Source organism: Empedobacter sp. GD03797, from assembly GCF_029842105.1.
GTDB classification, from domain to species: domain Bacteria; phylum Bacteroidota; class Bacteroidia; order Flavobacteriales; family Weeksellaceae; genus Empedobacter; species Empedobacter falsenii_C.
This window is the reverse complement of the sequence record NZ_JAOCFS010000006.1, coordinates 104,537-125,339: the sequence shown is the minus strand read 5'-3', so window position 1 is coordinate 125,339 and position 20,803 is coordinate 104,537. Positions and strand designations below refer to the sequence as shown.

Annotated in this window: 20 protein-coding genes and 1 tRNA gene; 10 read left to right on the top strand and 11 right to left on the bottom strand. The window is 31.3% G+C overall.

Going from position 1 to position 20,803, the window contains the following annotated elements; all coding sequences use genetic code 11:
* Positions 1-33 precede the first annotated feature (33 nt).
* Positions 34-1,116 carry a DUF695 domain-containing protein gene (locus N5D90_RS06865; protein ID WP_038333616.1) on the top strand — a complete coding sequence of 361 codons (1,083 nt, stop codon included), beginning with the start codon at positions 34-36 and terminating at the stop codon, positions 1,114-1,116.
* Between the two features lie 57 nt (positions 1,117-1,173).
* On the opposite strand, the gene trxB is transcribed toward N5D90_RS06865, so the two are convergent.
* Both trxB and holA read right to left on the bottom strand, forming a co-directional pair.
* Positions 1,174-2,121 (bottom strand): thioredoxin-disulfide reductase, encoded by a 948-nt coding sequence (trxB, locus tag N5D90_RS06860; protein ID WP_038333617.1) that lies wholly within the window; start codon positions 2,119-2,121, stop codon positions 1,174-1,176.
* A 71-nt stretch (positions 2,122-2,192) separates the two neighbouring features.
* Positions 2,193-3,203, bottom strand: a complete 1,011-nt coding sequence (gene holA / locus N5D90_RS06855; protein ID WP_038333619.1) for a DNA polymerase III subunit delta — start codon at positions 3,201-3,203, stop codon at positions 2,193-2,195.
* A 3-nt stretch (positions 3,204-3,206) separates the two neighbouring features.
* Between holA and N5D90_RS06850 the strand changes: the two genes are divergently transcribed.
* The 3 genes from N5D90_RS06850 to N5D90_RS06840 all read left to right on the top strand — a co-directional run bounded on the left by N5D90_RS06850 (position 3,207) and on the right by N5D90_RS06840 (position 4,881).
* Complete coding sequence (locus N5D90_RS06850) at positions 3,207-3,659, top strand: type I restriction enzyme HsdR N-terminal domain-containing protein (protein WP_280062003.1); 453 nt, start codon at positions 3,207-3,209, stop codon at positions 3,657-3,659.
* A 500-nt stretch (positions 3,660-4,159) separates the two neighbouring features.
* Positions 4,160-4,420, top strand: a complete 261-nt coding sequence (locus N5D90_RS06845; protein WP_280051757.1) for a DUF3761 domain-containing protein — start codon at positions 4,160-4,162, stop codon at positions 4,418-4,420.
* A gap of 17 nt (positions 4,421-4,437) precedes the next feature.
* Positions 4,438-4,881, top strand: coding sequence for a hypothetical protein (locus N5D90_RS06840; RefSeq protein ID WP_280051756.1), 444 nt, complete (start codon positions 4,438-4,440; stop codon positions 4,879-4,881).
* Between the two features lie 44 nt (positions 4,882-4,925).
* On the opposite strand, the gene N5D90_RS06835 is transcribed toward N5D90_RS06840, so the two are convergent.
* The 3 genes from N5D90_RS06835 to N5D90_RS06825 all read right to left on the bottom strand — a co-directional run bounded on the left by N5D90_RS06835 (position 4,926) and on the right by N5D90_RS06825 (position 7,618).
* Positions 4,926-5,561: a carbonic anhydrase gene (locus tag N5D90_RS06835; RefSeq protein ID WP_280051755.1), complete on the bottom strand. Its 636-nt coding sequence runs from the start codon at positions 5,559-5,561 to the stop codon at positions 4,926-4,928.
* 50 nt (positions 5,562-5,611) lie between these two features.
* Complete coding sequence (locus N5D90_RS06830) at positions 5,612-7,156, bottom strand: SulP family inorganic anion transporter (RefSeq protein WP_038333625.1); 1,545 nt, start codon at positions 7,154-7,156, stop codon at positions 5,612-5,614.
* 102 nt (positions 7,157-7,258) lie between these two features.
* Positions 7,259-7,618, bottom strand: coding sequence for a hypothetical protein (locus tag N5D90_RS06825; RefSeq protein ID WP_180906316.1), 360 nt, complete (start codon positions 7,616-7,618; stop codon positions 7,259-7,261).
* Between the two features lie 189 nt (positions 7,619-7,807).
* On the opposite strand from N5D90_RS06825, the gene N5D90_RS06820 reads away from it, so the two are divergent.
* The 6 genes from N5D90_RS06820 (at position 7,808) to N5D90_RS06795 (ending at position 15,760) form a co-directional block, all read left to right on the top strand.
* Positions 7,808-8,647: a hypothetical protein gene (locus N5D90_RS06820; protein WP_236688191.1), complete on the top strand. Its 840-nt coding sequence runs from the start codon at positions 7,808-7,810 to the stop codon at positions 8,645-8,647.
* 184 nt (positions 8,648-8,831) lie between these two features.
* The gene (locus N5D90_RS06815; protein WP_280062002.1) at positions 8,832-10,718 is read left to right on the top strand and encodes a S9 family peptidase; all 1,887 of its coding nucleotides are present in this window, start codon (positions 8,832-8,834) and stop codon (positions 10,716-10,718) included.
* Positions 10,719-10,896: 178 nt separating this feature from the next.
* Positions 10,897-11,598, top strand: a complete 702-nt coding sequence (locus N5D90_RS06810; protein ID WP_280062001.1) for a hypothetical protein — start codon at positions 10,897-10,899, stop codon at positions 11,596-11,598.
* A 47-nt stretch (positions 11,599-11,645) separates the two neighbouring features.
* Positions 11,646-13,826: an ATP-binding protein gene (locus N5D90_RS06805; RefSeq protein ID WP_280062000.1), complete on the top strand. Its 2,181-nt coding sequence runs from the start codon at positions 11,646-11,648 to the stop codon at positions 13,824-13,826.
* A gap of 3 nt (positions 13,827-13,829) precedes the next feature.
* Positions 13,830-14,384 (top strand): biliverdin-producing heme oxygenase, encoded by a 555-nt coding sequence (locus N5D90_RS06800; protein WP_280061999.1) that lies wholly within the window; start codon positions 13,830-13,832, stop codon positions 14,382-14,384.
* A gap of 107 nt (positions 14,385-14,491) precedes the next feature.
* Positions 14,492-15,760, top strand: a complete 1,269-nt coding sequence (locus N5D90_RS06795; protein ID WP_114999902.1) for an ectonucleotide pyrophosphatase/phosphodiesterase — start codon at positions 14,492-14,494, stop codon at positions 15,758-15,760.
* A gap of 96 nt (positions 15,761-15,856) precedes the next feature.
* Here the strand turns inward: N5D90_RS06795 and N5D90_RS06790 are convergent, their stop codons facing one another.
* The 6 genes from N5D90_RS06790 to N5D90_RS06765 all read right to left on the bottom strand — a co-directional run bounded on the left by N5D90_RS06790 (position 15,857) and on the right by N5D90_RS06765 (position 20,787).
* Complete coding sequence (locus N5D90_RS06790) at positions 15,857-16,810, bottom strand: DMT family transporter (RefSeq protein WP_125350139.1); 954 nt, start codon at positions 16,808-16,810, stop codon at positions 15,857-15,859.
* Between the two features lie 71 nt (positions 16,811-16,881).
* Positions 16,882-17,496, bottom strand: a complete 615-nt coding sequence (locus tag N5D90_RS06785; RefSeq protein ID WP_038333632.1) for a deoxynucleoside kinase — start codon at positions 17,494-17,496, stop codon at positions 16,882-16,884.
* A gap of 190 nt (positions 17,497-17,686) precedes the next feature.
* Positions 17,687-18,478, bottom strand: a complete 792-nt coding sequence (locus tag N5D90_RS06780; RefSeq protein ID WP_280061998.1) for a hypothetical protein — start codon at positions 18,476-18,478, stop codon at positions 17,687-17,689.
* Complete coding sequence (locus N5D90_RS06775) at positions 18,479-19,246, bottom strand: TSUP family transporter (RefSeq protein ID WP_280061997.1); 768 nt, start codon at positions 19,244-19,246, stop codon at positions 18,479-18,481. It lies immediately after the preceding gene.
* 81 nt (positions 19,247-19,327) lie between these two features.
* Positions 19,328-20,644, bottom strand: a complete 1,317-nt coding sequence (locus tag N5D90_RS06770; RefSeq protein ID WP_280061996.1) for a YCF48-related protein — start codon at positions 20,642-20,644, stop codon at positions 19,328-19,330.
* 71 nt (positions 20,645-20,715) lie between these two features.
* A tRNA-Arg gene (locus tag N5D90_RS06765) sits at positions 20,716-20,787 on the bottom strand.
* Between the last annotated feature and the right edge of the window lie 16 nt (positions 20,788-20,803).

Below are 20,803 nucleotides of genomic sequence, written 5' to 3'. Positions count from 1 at the left end.
ATTAATTACAAATTAAACTACAACTAAATAACTATGAATTTTTTTAAGAATATTTTCAATAAAAAAGAGAAGGTTGATTCTTATGAATCTTTCTGGAAATGGTTTCAAGAGAATGAACAAAAATTTTATGAAGCTGTAAAAAATCAACGAAATATAGAAGCTAATTTTTTTGATAAATTATCGCCTCAATTGGATCGTGTTAAAAGTGAGCTTTATTTTTTGACTGGAATGGCTGATGATAACACGGCTGAACTAATTTTCACTCCAGACGGAATTATTAAAAATATCGTTTTTGTAGAAGAGCTTGTGGCAGCTGCTCCAAATTTACCGAATTGGAAATTTACTGCTCTAAAGCCTGCAACTGGAAATATGGGATTGAATATGGGAGATTATAGTTTTGATGAAGATAAACTATCTTTTTATTCCATTAATCACGAAAATTATCCTGACGAAATTGATATTGTAATTGCTTTCGATGAGTATAAAGAAGAAGATAAAAACCAAATTCTGAATGGAGTTTATATCTTTTTAGATAATTATTTAGGCGAATTGAATACCGTTACAATTATTGACAATCTATCTGTAATTGCGAAAGATGATGCTGAGCAAGAGCTAATTCCGATGAATAAGTTGAAGGATTATTTGACTTGGCGAGAAAAGGAATTTGTCGAGCAATATCAAGCAACAAGATACGAAACTGAAAATGATAGTTATTCTATGCTAGAAGCGCAGCTAGAAAGCGGAAATATGTTATTGGCAGTGATTAATACGAATTTATTGAATTGGGATTCAAAACCTTCTCATCCGTGGTTGGCGACATTGATTATTAAATATGATGGTAGCGAAACGAATGGAATGCCAAATTCTAGGGATTATGAATTATTGAATGCAATAGAAGACGAATTAATGGAAACATTGAAAGATGAAGATGGTTATTTGAACGTAGGAAGAGAAACTACTGAAGGCGAAAGAGAAATTTATTTTGCGTGTAAAGATTTTAGAAAACCATCTAAAATTTTCTATGAAACCGAACAAAAGTATAAAGACGTTTTTGAGATTTCATTTACAGTTTACAAAGATAAATATTGGCATCAATTCGAACGATATAGACAATAAAAGAAAAGCTCAACCAATGGTTGAGCTTTTCTTTTTTCTTATATATGCTAAACGATATTATACTTCGTCAAAGAATTCTGCAACATAACGTTCTGCGTCTAATGCAGCAGCACAACCAGATCCAGCAGCAGTAATTGCTTGTCTGTAAACAGAATCTTGTACATCACCAGCAGCAAAAACACCTGGTACATTTGTTTTGTACGAACGATCTTGAGTGATTAAATATCCTGTTTCGTCCATATCCAATTTCCCTTGGAATAATTCTGTATTTGGTTTATGTCCAATCGCGATAAAAACTCCATCAACGATTAATTCTTTTTCTTCGTTTGTAATATTGTTGATGATTTTCGCTTTTTCAACAACATTGTTTCCTTCCAAACCAATTAATTCGTGGTTATATAAAACCTCTAAATTATGTGTATTTGCAACACGATCTTGCATCGCTTTAGACGCGCGCATTTCTTCTTTACGAACCAATAAATAAACCTTGTTACAAAGTTTTGATAAGTAAGTTGCTTCTTCAGCAGCGGTATCACCACCACCAACTACCGCAACATCTTTACCGCGGTAAAAGAAACCATCGCAAGTTGCACAAGCTGAAACTCCACTACCAGCGTATTTAGTTTCATCATCTAAACCTAAATATTTTGCAGTTGCACCAGTCGAAATAATGATAGAACGCGCTTGGTAAGTTCCATTGTTCGATTTTACAGTATGTACATCACCTTCTTTTTCTCCAAAAGTTACTTCCGTTACATATTCGTATTTTATTTCAGTTCCAAAACGCTCTGCTTGTTTTTGTAAATCAGCCATCAATTCTGGTCCTGTAACTGCTTCTGGATAACCTGGGAAATTCTCAACATCCGTTGTTGTTGTTAATTGTCCACCTGGCTCCATACCAGTTAAAATCAAAGGATTCATGTTCGCGCGTGCTGCATAAATTCCCGCTGTATAACCTGCAGGTCCAGATCCTATTATGATAACATCTCTTACGTTATTTTCCATTGTGTTGTTTTATTTTTTTACAAATTTAGTATTTCTTATTTAGTTTTCTCGATTCTATAAATAGATGAAAACTATAGATTCATAATTTTATACACTAATTCAATTAATAATTGGCTTGGTGTCACATTTCCAGTAGTTCCAACACCTTTTCCTTTCAAATCATATTCACGAATAAATGAGATAATTCTCGTAGCTTTTTTTAGCGGATAATTACTCGCAGCGGTCATCATTCCTTGTACAAAGTAGGGATTAATTCCTAATACTTTTGCCAAATTTTGTTTTGATTTATCAGGCGTAACATGTATTTGAATGATGTTTGTAAACAGATTAAAAATTGTTGTGATTGAAACGACGTACGGATTATCCTTCGGATTTTTTTCGAAATATTTAATGATTTTGAATGCTTTTTCGATGTTCTTCGTTTCGATTGCATTGCGAAGTTCAAAAACATTATAATCTTTACTAATCCCAATATGTTCCTCAATATGATTTGGTGTGATGGTTTTATCCGCACCAACAATTGTAAAGAGTTTTTCTAATTCATTGTTCAAACGAGATAAATCTGCACCTACATATTCCGTCAACAGAAACTTTGCTTTTGGTTCAATCTTAAATTGATTAGCTGCAACTTTCTGTTCTATCCAAGCAGGTAATTCGCTTTCATAAATCCTTTTGAATTCGTGGTAATACCCTTTTTCATTCAGAATTTTATAGATTTTCTTGCGTTTATCAAGTGAATTTCCTTTGTAATTGATGATTAAAACCGTTGAATCTTGTACTTGATTTGCATACATTTCCAACTGATCTATCGAACGGCTAAGATGTTGTGCTTCTTTTACAATCACTACAGATTTTTCTGCCCCCATCGGGTATTGACGGGCCATTCCAATCAATTGTCCAACTTCTACATCTTGTCCATAAACTATTGTTTGATTAAAACCTTTTTCTTCTTCTGGTAAAATATTCGCCTCCAATAAATCAGTTACCTGATCGATGAAAAACGGCTCGTCGCCCGCTAAGAAGTAAATCGGTTTATAGTTTTTGTTTTTTATATCTTTGATCAAAGATTCTACAGGACTCATACAATGACTGAATTAGTACAATTAAATTTTTCCGAAAAATACCAAATAAGATTGAAACAAGCCCAAGATAAATTGTATATCTTTTGTTTGATTCGAAAAAAATGGTTGGTCTATACGCCAGAAGAATGGGTTAGGCAACACGTTCTGAATTATTTAATCAACGATTTGGGTTATTCAACTTCGGCGATTGCGTTGGAAGTTGCAATTGATATTACAGGAATGCGAAAACGTGCAGATATTGTCGTTTATCAGCAAGAAAAACCATTTATTATGGTGGAATGTAAAGCGCCGCATATTGCAATTTCGCAAGCAACTTTTGATCAAATAGCGCGTTACAACATTGTGTTAGGTTCTCAGTTGTTGATGGTAACAAATGGTTTGAATCATTTTTATTGTATGATGGATTTTGTTCAAAAAAGATATAACTTCATGAAAGAGTTGCCGAAGAAGGGATAATTTGAAAATGAGCTAATGTGTTGATGTGAAAATTTGTCAATTCGAGCGATTTTAATGGATCTTGACTACGTTTCAAACGTAGCTGACCACGTCCCGAACGTAGTCGACGTGGTTCTGAAGCAAGCTGAGTACGTTCCGAAGTAAGCTAGCTTTGTATTTTAGTAAGCTGATGAGGTTTTATACCTAGTTGATTACGTCCAGAACTTAGCTGACCATGTCAGGAACGTCAAATTTGGGGTTAGATAACCTCGTTTTCTTGGTTCACAACCAAGCCAGCTTGGTAAAAGACACTGTCAGCTTAGTTAATTTGGAGGCTAACGGGGTTTAGAAAGTCGTCAGCTTGGTTGTGGACGTTGTTGAGTAGGTTGTATATTTTAATTTGTTAGATAAATAAATTACTTACTTAAAAAGTTTATTGAATTTGTTTATATTTGAAAAATATGAAAGGTTGTTTTAATTTTTTAATTACTTGTATAATTTTATTGGCCTTTTGCTGCTTGATGTCAGGAATTACATCAATCTTTTTTAAATCAGATGTTAAGAAAGATAAAATAATCAAAAATGATTATTATGATTTACAAAAAAATAATTATAATAATGTAAGTGTTTGTGATACAGTAATTAATTATAAAAATTATAACCAAAATTATAATTATACACCTTCAAGATCTGGAGCGATTTGTAACGATGGTTCTTTTTCACAAGCAACAGGAAGTGGTGCATGTTCACATCATGGAGGGGTGAGTTATTGGGTGAATTAAATTTTAAAAAACTATATATGTCTATACTTGCTTATCAAATAATAATATTCTTCATTATTCAGCTATCATCATTTTTTGGAAAAAAAATAAGAAATATTGTTATTTTTTTGTCAATCATATATACAATTATTGAGGTGTTTACAACTTGGTTAACTTTATTACAATTTGTTACAATTTTTGTGTCGTATCAAGTCTCAAAAATATGGTTTAATGATAAAGTACATATTAAAAAAGAAGAAGATTTAGTAAGATTTGATGATTATGATGAAAAAGGAAGAAGATTTTATAGAGAAGTTGACTTGAATGACAGTAATATAGATGATGAATTAAGAGAGAAAGCTGTAAAAAGCAAAAGAATTGAAGAATTAGCTAGAGAAGGTTTAAAAAATAATCCGAAGCTAAATAAAATGATGAAAAATCATATGGATAATATGATTAATAGAAATAAGCCACTCAAATAGAGTGGCTTTTACATTACTAAAAAATATCTAAAGAATTAATTGTTTTATAACCAAGTTACAACGCCTGAATCTACACAGTAGTTTGCACCTATTATCTTGATTTTCCCTTCTTTTTCTAAGGTGTTCAAGGTTGTACTTTGGTTACGAATATCTTCTATTGTTTGTATAACGTTTTGGTGATTTAATCTTTCTAATAAATCTGCATTTTTAGAAGAGCGTTCTTCACCATCTTTTATAATTTCGTCGATAATTGGATTGAAATGATCAACCAAATGACACAAATTATTCATTCCAGTTTTGTGAATTGCTTCAGCGTCTAATCCGCCTTTCAAAGCGCCACATTTAGAGTGTCCTAAGACAACAATCAATTTAGAGCCAGCCACATTTGTTCCAAATTCCATCGAACCTAAAATATCTTGATTAACGAAATTACCAGCAATTCGTACACTAAAAATATCTCCTAAACCTTGGTCAAAAATAAGTTCCGCAGAAGTACGGCTATCAATACAGCTCAAAACAACCGCAAACGGCCATTGTCCCTCTCTTGTATCATTCACTTGTGAAAGTAAATCTCTGTTCGCTTTTAAATTTTGAACAAATCTTGCATTTCCTTCTTTTAAAAATTCTAATGCTTTATCTGGAGTTGTTGTTGCTTGAGTTTCTGATGTATGTGCTTTCATTATATTTAATTTTATTGTGTGTGTTTTAATTTTTATATGTTTTTTACAGATTAATGAGCCCCGGCAACCAACACGTAACCAAAAAACTCTCTGAATGATGGGGGATTATCGACTGTTCCACGTTCGGAAATTAGTCGAATATTAATGTTATTATTTTTTGCTTTGACTTTAAATTCATCTAAATATTCAATAATATCATAATCTAAAATTCGTGTTTTACGAACATCTAATTCAAGATTAGAACCAGGTTTCAAACCATCTAATTCTTTTACAATTGCACCGCGGTTTACAAACGTTACCTCTTCAGCAAAATTCATATGGAAAACATTTCCTTCTTTCACCAACATTACGTGCGAGTTGTTGTAAGATTTGATTAACGAAACAACCACACCAACAATAAGACCAATGATGATACCCTTTAATAAATCTGTTGCCAAAATTGCAATAACTGTTACTGCGAACGGAATTAACTGATCTTTTCCTAATTTTTTCATATCCAAGAATTGTTTCGGATTACCTAATTTGTAACCAATAACCAATAGAATAGAAGCTAAAACCGCATTTGGAATTAAATTTAAAAACATTGGAATAGAGATTACACTCACTAATAATAGAACACCGTGTGTAATTGTAGAAAGTTTTGTAAGTCCGCCACTCATTGCATTTGCAGATGAACGTACAATAACTTGCGTAACAGGTAAACCTCCAATTAAACCAGCTAAAGAGTTTCCGACACCTTGTGCAATCAATTCTCGATTTGTAGGTGTTTGACGCTTTAAAGGATCTAATTTATCAGTTGCTTCTACAGATAATAAAGTCTCTAATGATGCTACAATTGCGATTGTAAATGCCACTTGCCAAACCATAGGATTTGTTAATCCAGAGGCGAAATCGGGCATAGTAAATTGTCCTAAGAAATCTGAAACACTTTCAGGAACAGGAACTTTTACTAATAAATTGTGATCGATAGAAAATACTTCGTGGTTGGTATCACCAATTGTAACTTGGTACAAAATACCCACTAATACAGCTACTAATGATCCTGGTAATAATTTGAAAAAGTTTGATTTTTTTCCTAAAATATTGTCCCAAACAATCAAGATAAATAAAGAGATTGCTGTAATAATAATGGCTCCTGGCGTGATAAAATCTAAACTAAAATTACTAAAACTAAATGTTTCTGTATATCCTAACGCTAACGGAATTTGTTTCAAGAAAATTGAAATACCAATCGCACACAACATTCCTTTAATCACCGAAGATGGAAAGTAATAACCAATAACTCCGGCTTTTAGAATACCTAGTAATATTTGAAAAATTCCGGCGATAACAACTGCGACTAAAAATAGTTCGTAAGCGCCCAAATCTGTAATAGCAGTTAAAACAATAACGACCAAACCAGCAGCTGGACCAGAAACACCAATTTGAGATTTAGAAATAAGACCAACAACAATTCCTCCTACAATTCCCGCAATAATTCCGGCAAATAAAGGCGCACCACTGGCCAACGCAACACCTAAACATAAAGGCAATGCAACGAAAAAGACAACAATACTCGCAGGTATGTCCTTTTTCCAATTTTGAAAAAGATTCATAATAGTTTTAAAATGAATTGTTTAATAATTTGAAATGATAAAATAAATTTGCTGTCCATTCAATAGATTTGAATAGGATGATGCAAAAAATCAATTAAAAAATTAAACTAATTCTGGAGGTGGAGTTGTCACACCATTGTCTAAAGACGCATATGCATTAGAATGATGAAAATCCGAATGTGTAGTTTGTTTCACATTAAAAAATGTAAACAATTTTATTTCGTGGAAATAATGTATTTTTTCTGTGATTTCGCTCGAAGAATTTTTCTGATTATTTTCTTCTTCAGTTGAAGTTTGAGAAAACAAAGCTTTTTGATCATTGTCAGAAGAATCTTTTTTGTCTTGTTGCTCCATTCTCATCTGATAATCTACATAACCCGCCAACCCTTGCATGTTCGTACTGAACACCAAAAGAAGCGTGAAAAAAATTCCAATGCTATGTTTTATCAGGTAGTCTTTCATTATGTCACAAAAATATATTTTAATTTTTAATTACAAAATAGAGAACATCATTTTTAATAAATATTTATCATTTTATTTTATGACGCTTAACAATGTTTATTGATTTTAAATATTGCTAAGATATAAAATTGATATCATAAATCATTTTTACACAATTTTTTTAAGAATAAATTTGCAAAAAGTTAAATTTTGAGAAAGTATATAAGTGTAATGTTTTTAGTTGCTTTAGTTGCAACTACTTTCGGGCAAGGGAAAAATAATAAAGGTAAATTTTATGTTTATTGGGGTTGGAATCACGCGCAGTATACAAAATCAGATATTCAGTTCAAAGGAGATGGATACGATTTTACGTTAGATAATGTAGCAGCTCATGACCGTCAAACTTCTTTTGGAATCAAGTATTTCAATCCAAGTTCTATGACGATTCCGCAATATAACTTCCGTTTAGGTTACTTTGTTTCGGATAATTGGAATATCTCTTTCGGGATTGACCACATGAAATATGTGATGGATCAAGACCAAGTTGTAAAAATGAATGGTCACATCAACACAGGTTCAGATTACGATGGAACATATAATAATGTTGATCAAAAATTAACAGAAGATTTCTTAACGTTTGAACATACAGATGGTTTGAACTATGCTAATTTAGAGGTTCGTCGTTTTGATAATATTCAACATTTCCCAATTACAAAAAATGGAAAAGGAATCGATGTTAACGTAACAGCTGGTTTGGGAGCAGGGATTTTATATCCACGTTCTAACGTAAAATTGATGGGTAATGAACGTTATGATGAGTTTCACTTAGCAGGTTTTGCTACAGCTGCAATGGTTGGGATCAACTTTACTTTTTGGGATTATTTCTTTGTACAAGCCGAATTAAAAGGTGGATATGCTAACTTAAGTGATATTCGTACAACTGCAAACAAAGCTGATAAAGCAAAACAAGATATTGTATTCTCTCAACAGAATTTAGTTTTTGGAGCAATTATTCCAGTTTTTACTCATAAAAATAAGTTAAACTTTTAATTAAGTGGTTTAATATAAAATATATAGCCTAATTTTAAGAATCGATTAGACGATTTGAAAAAAATTATTAGCGGAGACATCATTTAAGTACAATTTGTACTGGATGATGTCTTTTTTTATCTATAAATTTACCTTTCTCGATAAAGAATTGTTACTTTTACAATTATTTAGATTTGAAATTAACATGAATAGATTTTCTGTATTAGTCGCAAGTATCTTGATATCGACAACAGCAATGGGACAAAAAGTAATGACGCCAGAACTTCTTTGGCAAGTAAAAAAAGTAGCTCCAGTTGGAGTAACGAAAGATCAAAAAAATCTGATTTACAAAGTAACTTCTACTAATGTTAAAACGCAAGAAGATACGTCGAAAACGTATATGATTTCGTTGGCAGGAGGAAAAGCTTCAGAAATCGAAGATTATAAAACACTTTTGGCTGATGAATCGTTGAATAAATCTCAACAATATAAAGCAGAAATTGATAAAGTTAAATTACAAAAAGTTTTTGGTTCTGATTATTATCCAGAAATGGACAAATCGAATGTGCAGATTTATAACGAATTAAATTACAGACATTGGGATACTTGGAATGATGGTAATTACGATCATTTATTTGTATCAGAAAATAAAGAAGGTTCGACTAAAATTGATGTTTTAAAAGACGAACCATATTCTGTATCAGAATTTGTTTGGACGCCAGATGGAACAAAAGTTTTGTATGTTTCTAAGAAGAAATTTGGAACGGATTACGCATTAAGCACAAATACAGATATTTATCAATACGATTTAGCAACGAAAACGACGAAAAATATCACAGAAGGAAAAATGGGTTATGACAATACACCAAGTTTTTCTTCTCAAGGAGATTTTGCATTTTTGAGCATGGAGCGCGATGGTTACGAGGCAGATAAAAATGACTTAATCGTTCGTCGTGGTGATATCGAAATGAATATTACAAAACATTGGGACGGAACCGTACAAGGTTATAAATGGAGCAATGATGGTAACAAAATTTATTTCAATGCGCCAGTAGGAGGAACAATTCAATTATTTGAGGTTGATGTAAACTTCAAAATGAGAAAAATGCCTTTCATCAAACAAATTACAAAAGGTGATTTTGACATTGCAGACATCAAAGAAATTGTTGGTAATAAAGCAATTGTTACAAAAACAGATATCAATCACGCTGCAGAAATTTATGTAGTTGATTTGAAATCTGGAGCATTAACGCAATTAACAAACGAAAACAAAGATATCTTCGATAACATTGCGTTGAGTGATGTAAAAGCACGTAAAATTAAAACAACAGACGGAAAAGAAATGTTTGCATGGGTAATTTATCCGCCAAATTTTGATCCTAATAAAAAGTATCCAACTTTATTGTATTGTCAAGGTGGACCACAATCTGCTTTAACTCAATTCTATTCTCCTCGTTGGAATTTCCAATTAATGGCAGCACAAGGGTATATTGTAATTGCGCCAAACCGTCGTGGAATGCCAGGTCATGGAGTAGAGTGGAATGAGCAAATTTCTAAAGATTGGGGAGGACAAGTAATGCAAGATTATTTGGCTGCGATTGATGATATTTCGAAGGAATCTTATGTAGATAAAGATCGTCGTGGTGCTGTTGGTGCGTCTTACGGAGGATATTCTGTTTATTATTTAGCAGGTATTCACGAAGGTCGTTTCAAATCTTTTATTGCACATAATGGTGTTTTCGATTTGAAATCGATGTACGGAACTACAGAAGAAATTTTCTTTACAAATTGGGACGCTGGTGGCGCTTGGTGGGAAACAAATAACAAAGCTGCGCAAAAGACGTACTCTAAATTTGATCCAAGTAGTACAGAATTAGTAAATAAATGGAATACGCCAATGTTAATTTATGTTGGAGGTCATGATTATCGTGTGCCAATGGGACAAGGGCAAGAGGCTTATCAAATTTTACAATTGAAAGGAATCAAATCTCGTTTTATTTATTTCCCTGAAGAAAATCACTGGGTGTTAAAACCTCAAAATTCTGTGATTTGGCATACAGAATTTTTCAAATGGTTAAAAGAAACCTTGTAATTCAATTGATTTATAAATCATAACTATAATTTAAAAGTGCAATTTCTATAGAAATTGCACTTTTTTTATTTCTTTGAAAATCAATGACAATATCTAATAAACGAACCAATTATTTTTTTAAATTTTGTAGAGTAGAATAATCGTTGTAAATTCAAAAACATAAGTCAAAACCCAATTTATGAGTAAGGATAATAACAAAATATATTTTTCGAATAGCCCATTTACAAACGGACACAAAGTAATAGATTTTGTTTGGAGTGCTCGCCTTGATGAAAATTTTGACCTTTGGATGGACCTTCATTTAGAGTCAGATAATTATGACGAAGAAGAAGAATATAAAGATGATTTGGATGAGATAGATGACATTTCTGAAGAGAATGCCGAAAAGCAACTTTGGATTAATTATGATCATGCTATCATCTCGAGTACATATTGGAACAACAAAGGGATAAAGATCGAAAATGATGCGCAATTAGATTTTAATCAACTCAATAAAAAAACATTCGAAATTGATCCTCTTCCAGTAAATCTTGACGAGTCAGAAAATCTTGCTTTTGGTATTTCAATGTTAGGTAATGACACGGTTGCACAGCACGAAATTACGTTTTTAGATACAGAAGAATTTGGTGTTTTTGATATCAAATGGAAAGGAAAGATAGCCAATACTTATTTAGGAGAAACCGATTTCGATTACGATTTTTATGTTTATATGAAGAATATAAAATTTAACGGAATCAAGGTTCATCCATCGTTAGAAAAAGAAAAAGTTACAACATTTTTTGAGAAAAGTTTAACTCATTTTAATGATTTTGAATTAGTGGAAACTGACGAATTAGAGTTGGAAAACTATATTCTGAAAATTAAAAGACAAGAAGATTAAAAAATAAATTTACCTTAGATTCATAATTACACTCCTAAACCATTTATATGATCAACCAAATCATCAAAAATTGTGAAGACGAAGAAATTCAGTTTCTCAACGAAATTCAACCTTTTGGATATTTGATAGGAATTCATAAAAATTCGCATCAAATTGAATTTTTTTCTCAAAATATTGATGAATTATTTGAAATTTCTACCGAAAAGATATTAAGCCAACATATTAATCAACTTCATGATTTTGAGCTTGATTTTGATGAGATTTTGAATTTAGAACAAGGTGAATTTTACCGAACTAACACAAAAGTTAATTCAAAAACCTACCATTTAACAGTTTATCATTTTGATGAATTGATTTATTTAGAGTTAGAAGAATTAATTATTTTAGAAAACAGATTAGCTTATTATAATTTTTCTGAACAAATCCTGTACTCTAAGTCTATAAGCTCAACTTGGGATTTGTTAATTTCGTCTATCAAGAGTTTGATTCATTACGAGAGAGTAATGTTGTATAAATTTTTGGAAGATGGTAGTGGAGTTGTTATAGCGGAAGAAATTGATAAGGGATTAGATTCTTATATGGGTTTGCGTTTTCCCGAATTTGATATTCCTAAACAAGCACGTCAACTGTATTTAGAGAAAAAAAGCCGTTTGGTTGCAGATGTTGACAGCAAAAGAATCATTTTAATTGGTAATGAGAATTATCAAAAAATAAACTTGATGTACTCTTCTGTTAGAGCACTTTCTCCGATACATCTACAGTATTTACGCAATGCTAATTGTGAAGCAAGTTTCTCTATTTCTATTGTAATTAACGAAAAATTGTGGGGAATTGTAGCATGTCAGAATTCCAAGCCAAAATTTATTCCAAATCAAGTTCGTTTGCAAACCGAATTATTGACGCGTCAAGCAAGGTTGACTTATGTGAATTTTAAATCAACTGAACGATTAAAGTTCCAAAATCATTTTAACGAAACAGCGATTAAACTGAAAGAGAATCTTTTAACAGAAGAAAATCTTCAACAATCAATGAACAATAATCTAAAAGAGGTTCTTAATCTTACAAAGGCAGATGGAATTGCATTGGTTAATTTTGACGATGTTTTTGTAGAAGGCGAAACGCCAGATAAAGAAGAAATTTTGAGAATAAAAGAATGGGCATTTAAAAGAAACTCAGCACGTTTATTTACCTCGAATACTTTTTATCTAGATTATGGACAAGAGCTTAGGCTTAGTCCAAGTTCGGCTGGTGTAATGTTTTGTTTTCTAAATCAAACTTACGAACATTTTATTATTTGGTTCAAAAAAGAACAAATTCAAACCTTAAATTGGGCTGGAGAACCAAGTAAAATTAAAAATGTAGATGTTATAAATGGCGATGAAATACATAGTTTTTCTCCTCGAACTTCTTTCAAGATTTGGCAAGAGAATATTAAGAATAAATCGTTTATTTGGTTAGATAAGGAGAAATATGTTGCGAAAGAAGTGATTAAGTTAATTATAGAAACACTTCATTTACAGTCTTTCAAAATTCATAGTTTATATGAACAATTAAAAGAAATAAATGACGAATTAGACTCGTTTACCTATACAGTTTCTCATGATTTACGTACACCATTATCGGTGATGAAATTGAATTGTCAGATGCTTCAAAGAAGTTTAAAAGATGATGAAATTAAAAATGATAGATTAAAAAGTGTTATTGAAGAAATTGATCGAATGACACAAATGATGCAGGATCTTTTGGCGTTGAGTAAAGCTAAAAAATCAGAAATTGTATTGTCTACAATCGAAACAAAACCAATCATAGAAAAGATTATACATGATGTTTTGTTGTATTATAAAATTAACAATACTGAAGTTGTTGTAGAAGAAATACATAATGTTTTGGGGGATAAAACGATGTTTTATGAGGTTTTTCTGAATATTATTGGTAATGCAATAAAATATTCTTCTCAAGCAAAACATCCAAAGATTGAAATATCATCTGAAATCAATAATAAAGAAGTCATTTTCAAAATAAAAGATAACGGAATTGGAATAAAAGAAGAAGATTATAATAAAATGTTCAAGTTATTTAGCAGAATGTCTAACACTGGAAACATTTCTGGAAACGGAGTTGGACTTTCGATTGCACACAGAATGATGGACAGAATGAATGGTGGTATATCTTTTGAGAGTAAAGTTGGTGATGGAACTACTTTTATATTAACATTTAAAAAAAACTAACTAATGCTATCTGATTATTTAAAAGAAAAAACAGCAATTTATCACAAAGAAATTGAAGATAAATTAGAGTCGAATAAGTTGTTCAACAGCACATTTACAGATAAAAATTATTATAAAATGTTGCAGGTTAATCATATTTTTCTAAAATCGTACGAAGATTCTATTAAACAACTTTTGAATGACAATGATTTAAAAAATTTAGCCTTAACAAAATTGAATAAATTATCTTTGATTGAACAAGATATCAATGAGTTGGGCTTAGAAGAATTGAATGTGCCAAAACAATTTGAATTACAAAATAGAGCCGAAGCAATTGGAGCTTTGTATGTGATAGAAGGTTCTATGCTTGGTGGAAATGTTATTGCAAAAACACTGAAAAAATATCCATTTTTAGAGAATAAAAGTTTCAATTATTTTGGACATTATGGTGAAAACCTTGGTCAAATCTGGAAAACTTTTATTGGTTATATCAATCAAGAATTTACAACAGAAGAAGAGCAACAACAAGTTTTTGAAGGTGCTAAAAAAGCCTACGAAGATTTGATAAGTTTTGCTTAACATATTATGAAACTGGTTTATTTATAAATCAGTTTTTTTATGATTTTTCATGAAGATTTGACATTTTTTTAATTCATTCTAAGTATAAAACTTTCTAAATTTGAGGCATGAAAAAATCAATACTTAGTATATTTTCTGCAATTGTTTTAACGTTCTCAATTACAGCAAATGCACAAGAAATCGAAGAACAAATCGTAATCGAAAATCGTGTGAATGATGCTAAACAACAAGATAAACCTTATGTTATCTTGATTTCGGCAGATGGTTTTCGTTATGATTATGCTCAAAAACATGAAGCTAAAAATCTATTAGCTTTGGCTAAAAATGGAGTGAAAGCCGATGCTATGTATCCCTCTTTTCCATCGGTTACGTTTCCAAATCACTACACAATCGTAACAGGTTTAACACCTATTCATCATGGTTTGGTAGGTAATAATATGTTAGATAGAGAAGTTGGTGATCGTTATTCATTGGGAAATAGGAATGCAGTTATCAATCCGAAATGGTACGGAGGAACGCCAATTTGGAATCTTGCAGAGCAGAACAAAATGTTAGCTGCTTGTTACTATTGGCCAGGTTCGGAAGCGCCTATTAATGGTATGTTTCCAACGTATTCGTACAAGTATTCGGAGAAATCACCAATTGATTATCGTATTCAGCAAGTGGTTAATTGGTTAGAATTACCAGCTGAAAAACGTCCACATTTGATTACGTTTTATTTTCCGGAAGTAGATCACGCAGGACATTCTTTTGGACCTGATGCGCCTGAAACAAAGGAAGCTGTACAGTTTGTAGATCAATCAATCAAGAAATTAAACGATGAGGTTGCAAAAACAGGTTTGAAAGTGAATTTTGTGTTTGTTTCTGATCACGGAATGACAAGAATTGATGATGAAAATCCGTTGAAATTGCCAATTAAAATTGATGAATCAAAAGTACAAGTTGCTTCGAATGGTTCTTATGTAAGTCTTTTTGTAAAAGATAAAAATGATATCGAGTCAATTTACAAAGAAATAAAAGCGGTTCAGAATAATACATTCGAAGTTTATAAAACAACAAATGTTCCGTCGAAATATCATTTTGATAAAAAGAATGATCGATACAATCGAATTGGAGATATTATTTTGATTGCACATTCGCCAAACTATTTTTCAAACAAGAATGCGCCGAAAGGTTCGCATGGTTTTTATGTAAAAGAAACGCCAGAAATGAAAGCGACTTTTATGGCTTGGGGACCAAATATTAAGTCTGGTAAAGAGATTAAAGTTTTTCCAAATACAGAAATCTATCCAATGCTTGCGAAGATATTAGGTTTACAAATTCAAGAAAAAATTGATGGAACAAATCAATTAGCGAATAAAATTTTGGTGAAATAATTCAGATTTTACTCAAAATACAAAGCCAACTTATTAAGAGTTGGCTTTTTTTGTTATTGAATTTTCATTGACTTATAAGAATTCGTCATTTTGAATTTATTTTTTCTTAAAATTCAGATTTGATATAATAATAGCAAAAATAATAACGGCGATTCCTGTCCATTGTATTGCGAGTACTTGTTCATGTAAAAGCACAAAAGCCATGGTTACTGAAACGGGTAATTCTAACGAAGAAACAATACTTCCCAAACCTAATCCTGTGTGCGGAAAACCTTTGTTTAAAAGAATAGGAGGTAAGACAGTTCCGAAAATTGCCAACGGTAATCCCCAAGTATAAAAAATGCTAAAATTGAATGCATGAATTCCATTTACATCATTTGAAAAGTTGTTGTAAAAGCTCATTAAACCATCAAAGTAATAAGGTCCGATTTGGCTAAAAAACAAAAATAGAGACACAATAATAGAACCTCCAAAAAGCATCCACAAACTTTTTTTATAAGCTGGTAAATAATTGGCTAAACTATTCGATGTAAACATGGTAGCCGTAAAAGAACAAGCTGCTAAAAATCCCCAAAACAATCCTTTAGGATTTAACTCGACTTCTTGGTTGATTAAATTTGTTGCCAAAACAGTTCCAAATAATACCAAAACCATTGCAATTAATTTTTTGGCAGAAGGAAATTGTTTTCCCAAAATACTCTCAACCAAAATACTAATCCAAACCGTTTGCATCAACAATACAATTGCGATTGACACATTGATATATTGTACCGCTAGATAGTAAAATAAACTTGTGAAACCTAACGAAGTTCCAGCAAGAATCAACCTTTTTTTATCTTTTTGTTCAATCTTTGGTAAATCTTTTTTACTCATCATAAATAAGTTGATGATTCCCAAAATCAAAATTCCTAATACAAACTGAGAAGTTGTTACCTCGGCAGTCGTATAGCCTTGATCGTATGCAATTTTTACAAATGTTGCTAACATTCCGTAGAAGCTAGCGCCCATTGCAACGAACAAAACTCCCTTCAAAATACTTTTATTTTCCATAATTTTTTACGCAAAAAAACGGCCTGATTAAATTTAAAATCAAGCCGTGCAAGTTACTTTATTTTTTCTGACTAAAAAAGTCCGTTAATTTCTCCTTCTATTTTATTGAAAATGAATCCTAAATCTTCTTTATTTTCAACAAAATCTAAATTATCCACGTCGATTACCAACACTTTTCCTTCTTTATAATTCGAAATCCACTTGTCATATTTCTCGTTTAGACGATTCAAATAATCAATACTAATTGAATTTTCGTAATCGCGACCGCGTTTCTGAATTTGCGAAACCAATGTAGGAATTGAAGCTTTAAGATAAATCAATAAATCTGGTGCTTCTACAAAACTTGTCATCAAATTAAAAACACGCAAATAGTTGTTGTAATCTCTTGTAGACAATAATCCCATATCGTTTAAGTTACTCGCAAAAATATGCGCATCTTCGTAAATTGTACGATCCTGAATAATGTCTTTTCCGCTTTCTCTAATCTCTTTTACTTGATTAAAACGGCTTCCTAAGAAATAAATCTGAAGATTGAACGCCCATTTTTCCATGTCGTTGTAAAAATCATCCAAATACGGATTCATTTCTACATCTTCAAACTGAGCTGTCCAGTTGTATTGTTTTGCTAAAAGGTTTGTTAGAGTAGTTTTACCTGCTCCAATATTTCCGGCTATGGCGATATGCATTTTCCAATTATTTTAACGTTTGCAAATATACTAAAGCTTAATTTTCAAAACAAAATCTAAGCAAGCGACTCATAGAAAAATCTTTTTTTAGAAAAAAATTATTCCGATTGATTTATGATTTTTTATTCAATTATAAATTAAAAATAAATAAAAATTAGTAATTAATTTTAATTGATTAAATAGTTTGTTCTTAATTATTTGTATTTAAAATTGTATAAGAATAAATCTTATTTTCGACTAAAGTATAAAGATTTTTTTCGTTAAGTGCAAAACTTTTTACATTTTCTAAATCAATAAAAGTTGTCAAATTTTGATTGATAATATTTTTTGATATTAGCTTATTGTCATTTATATAGAAAATAACATCTTTATAAAAATAAAAAGGTTGATGATTGGTGTCAAATTCAAAATTAGATTTGAAATTTCCATAATCATCGTAAATATAAATCGTTTTTTGACCTTTTAAATACACCAAATTTTTGTATACATGTATTTTATCGATTGATTGATCATTATGTTTCAAATAGATTTGTTTTGATGTCAGAATTGGTTTTTGCAACTGATAATTATAGTAAACAATTTTATTCCCGATTAAATCATAAAACCAACAAAATTGCGTGTCAACAACTTTTAACGCAGCAGGCATAAAATCGTTTGATTTAATATTTACAATATCCTGAATAGGGTTCAAATCTTCATCTAAAATAGTGAGTTGATTAAAATTTGAATACACATAAGCTCGAAGCGGATTATTGACATCAACCGAAGTAATGATATTTTTGAGATCAATACTTTTGTTCTTTTTCGACTGAAATATTTTTTCAATTCTTGTATCTGAAATCAAATAAATCGAATTATTTAGATCTGTATCAATTGATTTGATTGTCTTATTTTCAATCAAAACAGAATCTTTTAACTCAAACTTTTGAGCAAAAACAGTGATAAATATCGAAACAAAAATGATTGAAAAAATGGTTTTCATTTACTTGAAAATTACTTCATAACCAAATCTACAAATTGAGAGTAGGATTACCAAAATAAATATGTATCGAATAAATTTATTCCCTTTGTTGATGGCTAATTTTGCTCCAATAAAACCTCCTAAAGCGTTGCAAACAGCCATTGGTAAAGCTATTTTCCAGATAATTTGCCCTTTGATTAAAAATAAACAAATCGAACCAAAATTAGTCGCTAAATTAATCAGTTTAGCATTGGTATTAGCTTTCAAAAAATCCATGCCAAGAAGTGTTACGAATCCCAAAATAAAGAAAGTTCCCGTTGCAGGACCAATAAAACCATCGTAAAAACCAACTGCAATACTCACAATACAACCATTAATAATCGCAATGTGATAAGGGATTTTACGTTCGGTAGCTTGTCCAAAATCTTTCTTGAAAATGGTATAAATGGCTAAAACAATCAAAATGATTAGCAAAACAGGTTTCATAAAATCATTATTGATAACCGTTAACAATTGCGATCCTAAAAAAGCGGAAACAAATGCACATATCGCCATAATTGCAAAAAGTTTCCAATCTATTTTTACTTTTTTAAGGTATTGTGAAGTTGCTAAAGCTGTTCCACTAAATGCTGGAATTTTTATCGTTCCAATAACAGTTGAAACAGGTAAATTGGGTAAAAAAGCAAGTGATAATGGCGTTTGTATTAATCCACCACCACCAACAATAGAGTCGATGAAGCCAGCGCAAAAAGCCGCCATGCATAAATAGAATAAAATCTCGATTTCCAAAACTGAAAAATTTTGGCAAATGTAGAAATAGAAAAGGACAAAACCTTGGTTTTGTCCTTTCTAAATTTTATAGGATGTAAATTATTTTACAATAAACTTCACTGTTCCATAAGCACCATCAGCATAAGCTACGCGAGCATAGTATACACCAGCTTTTAATGCAGAAATATTAACATCTTTAGATTGTACTTCTGAAAGTTTTCTTCCTGTTAAATCTCCAACCAATACGCTTTTTATTTCTTTGTTTGAAATAACATTAAGTGTACCACCATTTACAACAGCTTTTAATTCAACTTTTGTTGCTGTTTGTTCTGTCGTCGCTAATGAACAGCCTGGAATATCATTTAATTTTAAAACTCCACCTGTTCCTTTTGTATCTGAAGTGTAATGACCAACCCAAACAGATTTACAATCGTAAGCTCCAATAAATAATCTTTGTTGACCATCATCAATCTTAGTCCAAGTTTTACCATTATCTTTAGAATAAGCAGATCCTACACCTAATTCTGAAGTTGAGCTAAATCCTGTTGAAAGGAAAATTCCATTAGATCCAGGGATATATGAAATATCTCCATCATAATAACTATTTGATGACATAACATCCCAGTTAGCTCCACTATCTTCAGTGTACCACAATATAGCTGTATTATCTACTAATAATCCATATTTAGATGAAGAAAAAGACATACTAGCACTTGAATCTTCACCTGAAAAATCATCAACAGGAGACAAGTAAGATTTCCAAGTAGCACCTCTATCATTTGTATGTAAAATTCTACCAGTATTTGAAGTTAACCATAAATCTTCTCCTAAAAATACTCTACCAGCTACATATCCATATTCAGTACTAACTAAAGTTGAAGGTGCAGTACCTAACGTACTCCAAGTATTTCCTCCATCTGTAGTTTTGTACATTTCGTATTTACCATTAATAGGATCTCCAATAACCAAACCATTATTTGCATCAAAGAAATGGATGATATTTCCGAAAGAACTAGTTCCAAATACTCCTGAAACTTTAGCCCATGATGTTCCGCTATTTGTTGTTTTCCATAAACCATTTGCAGCTCCAGAACCTGACGCAGGAGCTGTTACAATAAATGCTGTTGTGCCATTTACAGCTCCAACATCTGATATTAAAGCATTTGAAGGTAAATTAGATACTAAATTAGCTTTCCAAGTTGATCCTCCATTAGTTGTTACTCCTACATATTTAGGATATGTTTGAGTACCAGCTCCATCAAAATAAGTAATCCATGCTGTATTAGGATCTACAATAGAGTATTCTCTTGCTCCAAAAGATTGTAATGGAATACCACTATTTTGTGTTGTATAAGTTTGACCAAAAGATACAGCTACTGCTGCTATCGATAAAAGAGATAGTAATTTTTTTCTCATAATAACGTGTTAATTAATAATTAGTGATATGCTAAACTATGAAAAAAAAATTGCAAAAAAAAATAAAATAGTGACCACGAAGGGATTCGAACCCTTACTGTCAGAACCGGAATCTGATATTCTATCCATTAAATTACGCAGCCAAAAGTTTTGCAAATA

What these genes read in the sequence shown, in the direction of transcription:
- N5D90_RS06865 (WP_038333616.1), top strand. Translation starts at nt 34, where the DNA reads ATGAATTTTTTTAAGAATATTTTCAATAAAAAAGAGAAGGTTGATTCT.
- trxB (WP_038333617.1), bottom strand. Translation starts at nt 2,121, where the DNA reads ATGGAAAATAACGTAAGAGATGTTATCATAATAGGATCTGGACCTGCA.
- holA (WP_038333619.1), bottom strand. Translation starts at nt 3,203, where the DNA reads ATGAGTCCTGTAGAATCTTTGATCAAAGATATAAAAAACAAAAACTAT.
- N5D90_RS06850 (WP_280062003.1), top strand. Translation starts at nt 3,207, where the DNA reads ATGACTGAATTAGTACAATTAAATTTTTCCGAAAAATACCAAATAAGA.
- N5D90_RS06845 (WP_280051757.1), top strand. Translation starts at nt 4,160, where the DNA reads ATGTCAGGAATTACATCAATCTTTTTTAAATCAGATGTTAAGAAAGAT.
- N5D90_RS06840 (WP_280051756.1), top strand. Translation starts at nt 4,438, where the DNA reads ATGTCTATACTTGCTTATCAAATAATAATATTCTTCATTATTCAGCTA.
- N5D90_RS06835 (WP_280051755.1), bottom strand. Translation starts at nt 5,561, where the DNA reads ATGAAAGCACATACATCAGAAACTCAAGCAACAACAACTCCAGATAAA.
- N5D90_RS06830 (WP_038333625.1), bottom strand. Translation starts at nt 7,156, where the DNA reads ATGAATCTTTTTCAAAATTGGAAAAAGGACATACCTGCGAGTATTGTT.
- N5D90_RS06825 (WP_180906316.1), bottom strand. Translation starts at nt 7,618, where the DNA reads ATGAAAGACTACCTGATAAAACATAGCATTGGAATTTTTTTCACGCTT.
- N5D90_RS06815 (WP_280062002.1), top strand. Translation starts at nt 8,832, where the DNA reads ATGAATAGATTTTCTGTATTAGTCGCAAGTATCTTGATATCGACAACA.
- N5D90_RS06810 (WP_280062001.1), top strand. Translation starts at nt 10,897, where the DNA reads ATGAGTAAGGATAATAACAAAATATATTTTTCGAATAGCCCATTTACA.
- N5D90_RS06805 (WP_280062000.1), top strand. Translation starts at nt 11,646, where the DNA reads ATGATCAACCAAATCATCAAAAATTGTGAAGACGAAGAAATTCAGTTT.
- N5D90_RS06800 (WP_280061999.1), top strand. Translation starts at nt 13,830, where the DNA reads ATGCTATCTGATTATTTAAAAGAAAAAACAGCAATTTATCACAAAGAA.
- N5D90_RS06795 (WP_114999902.1), top strand. Translation starts at nt 14,492, where the DNA reads ATGAAAAAATCAATACTTAGTATATTTTCTGCAATTGTTTTAACGTTC.
- N5D90_RS06790 (WP_125350139.1), bottom strand. Translation starts at nt 16,810, where the DNA reads ATGGAAAATAAAAGTATTTTGAAGGGAGTTTTGTTCGTTGCAATGGGC.
- N5D90_RS06785 (WP_038333632.1), bottom strand. Translation starts at nt 17,496, where the DNA reads ATGCATATCGCCATAGCCGGAAATATTGGAGCAGGTAAAACTACTCTA.
- N5D90_RS06780 (WP_280061998.1), bottom strand. Translation starts at nt 18,478, where the DNA reads ATGAAAACCATTTTTTCAATCATTTTTGTTTCGATATTTATCACTGTT.
- N5D90_RS06770 (WP_280061996.1), bottom strand. Translation starts at nt 20,644, where the DNA reads ATGAGAAAAAAATTACTATCTCTTTTATCGATAGCAGCAGTAGCTGTA.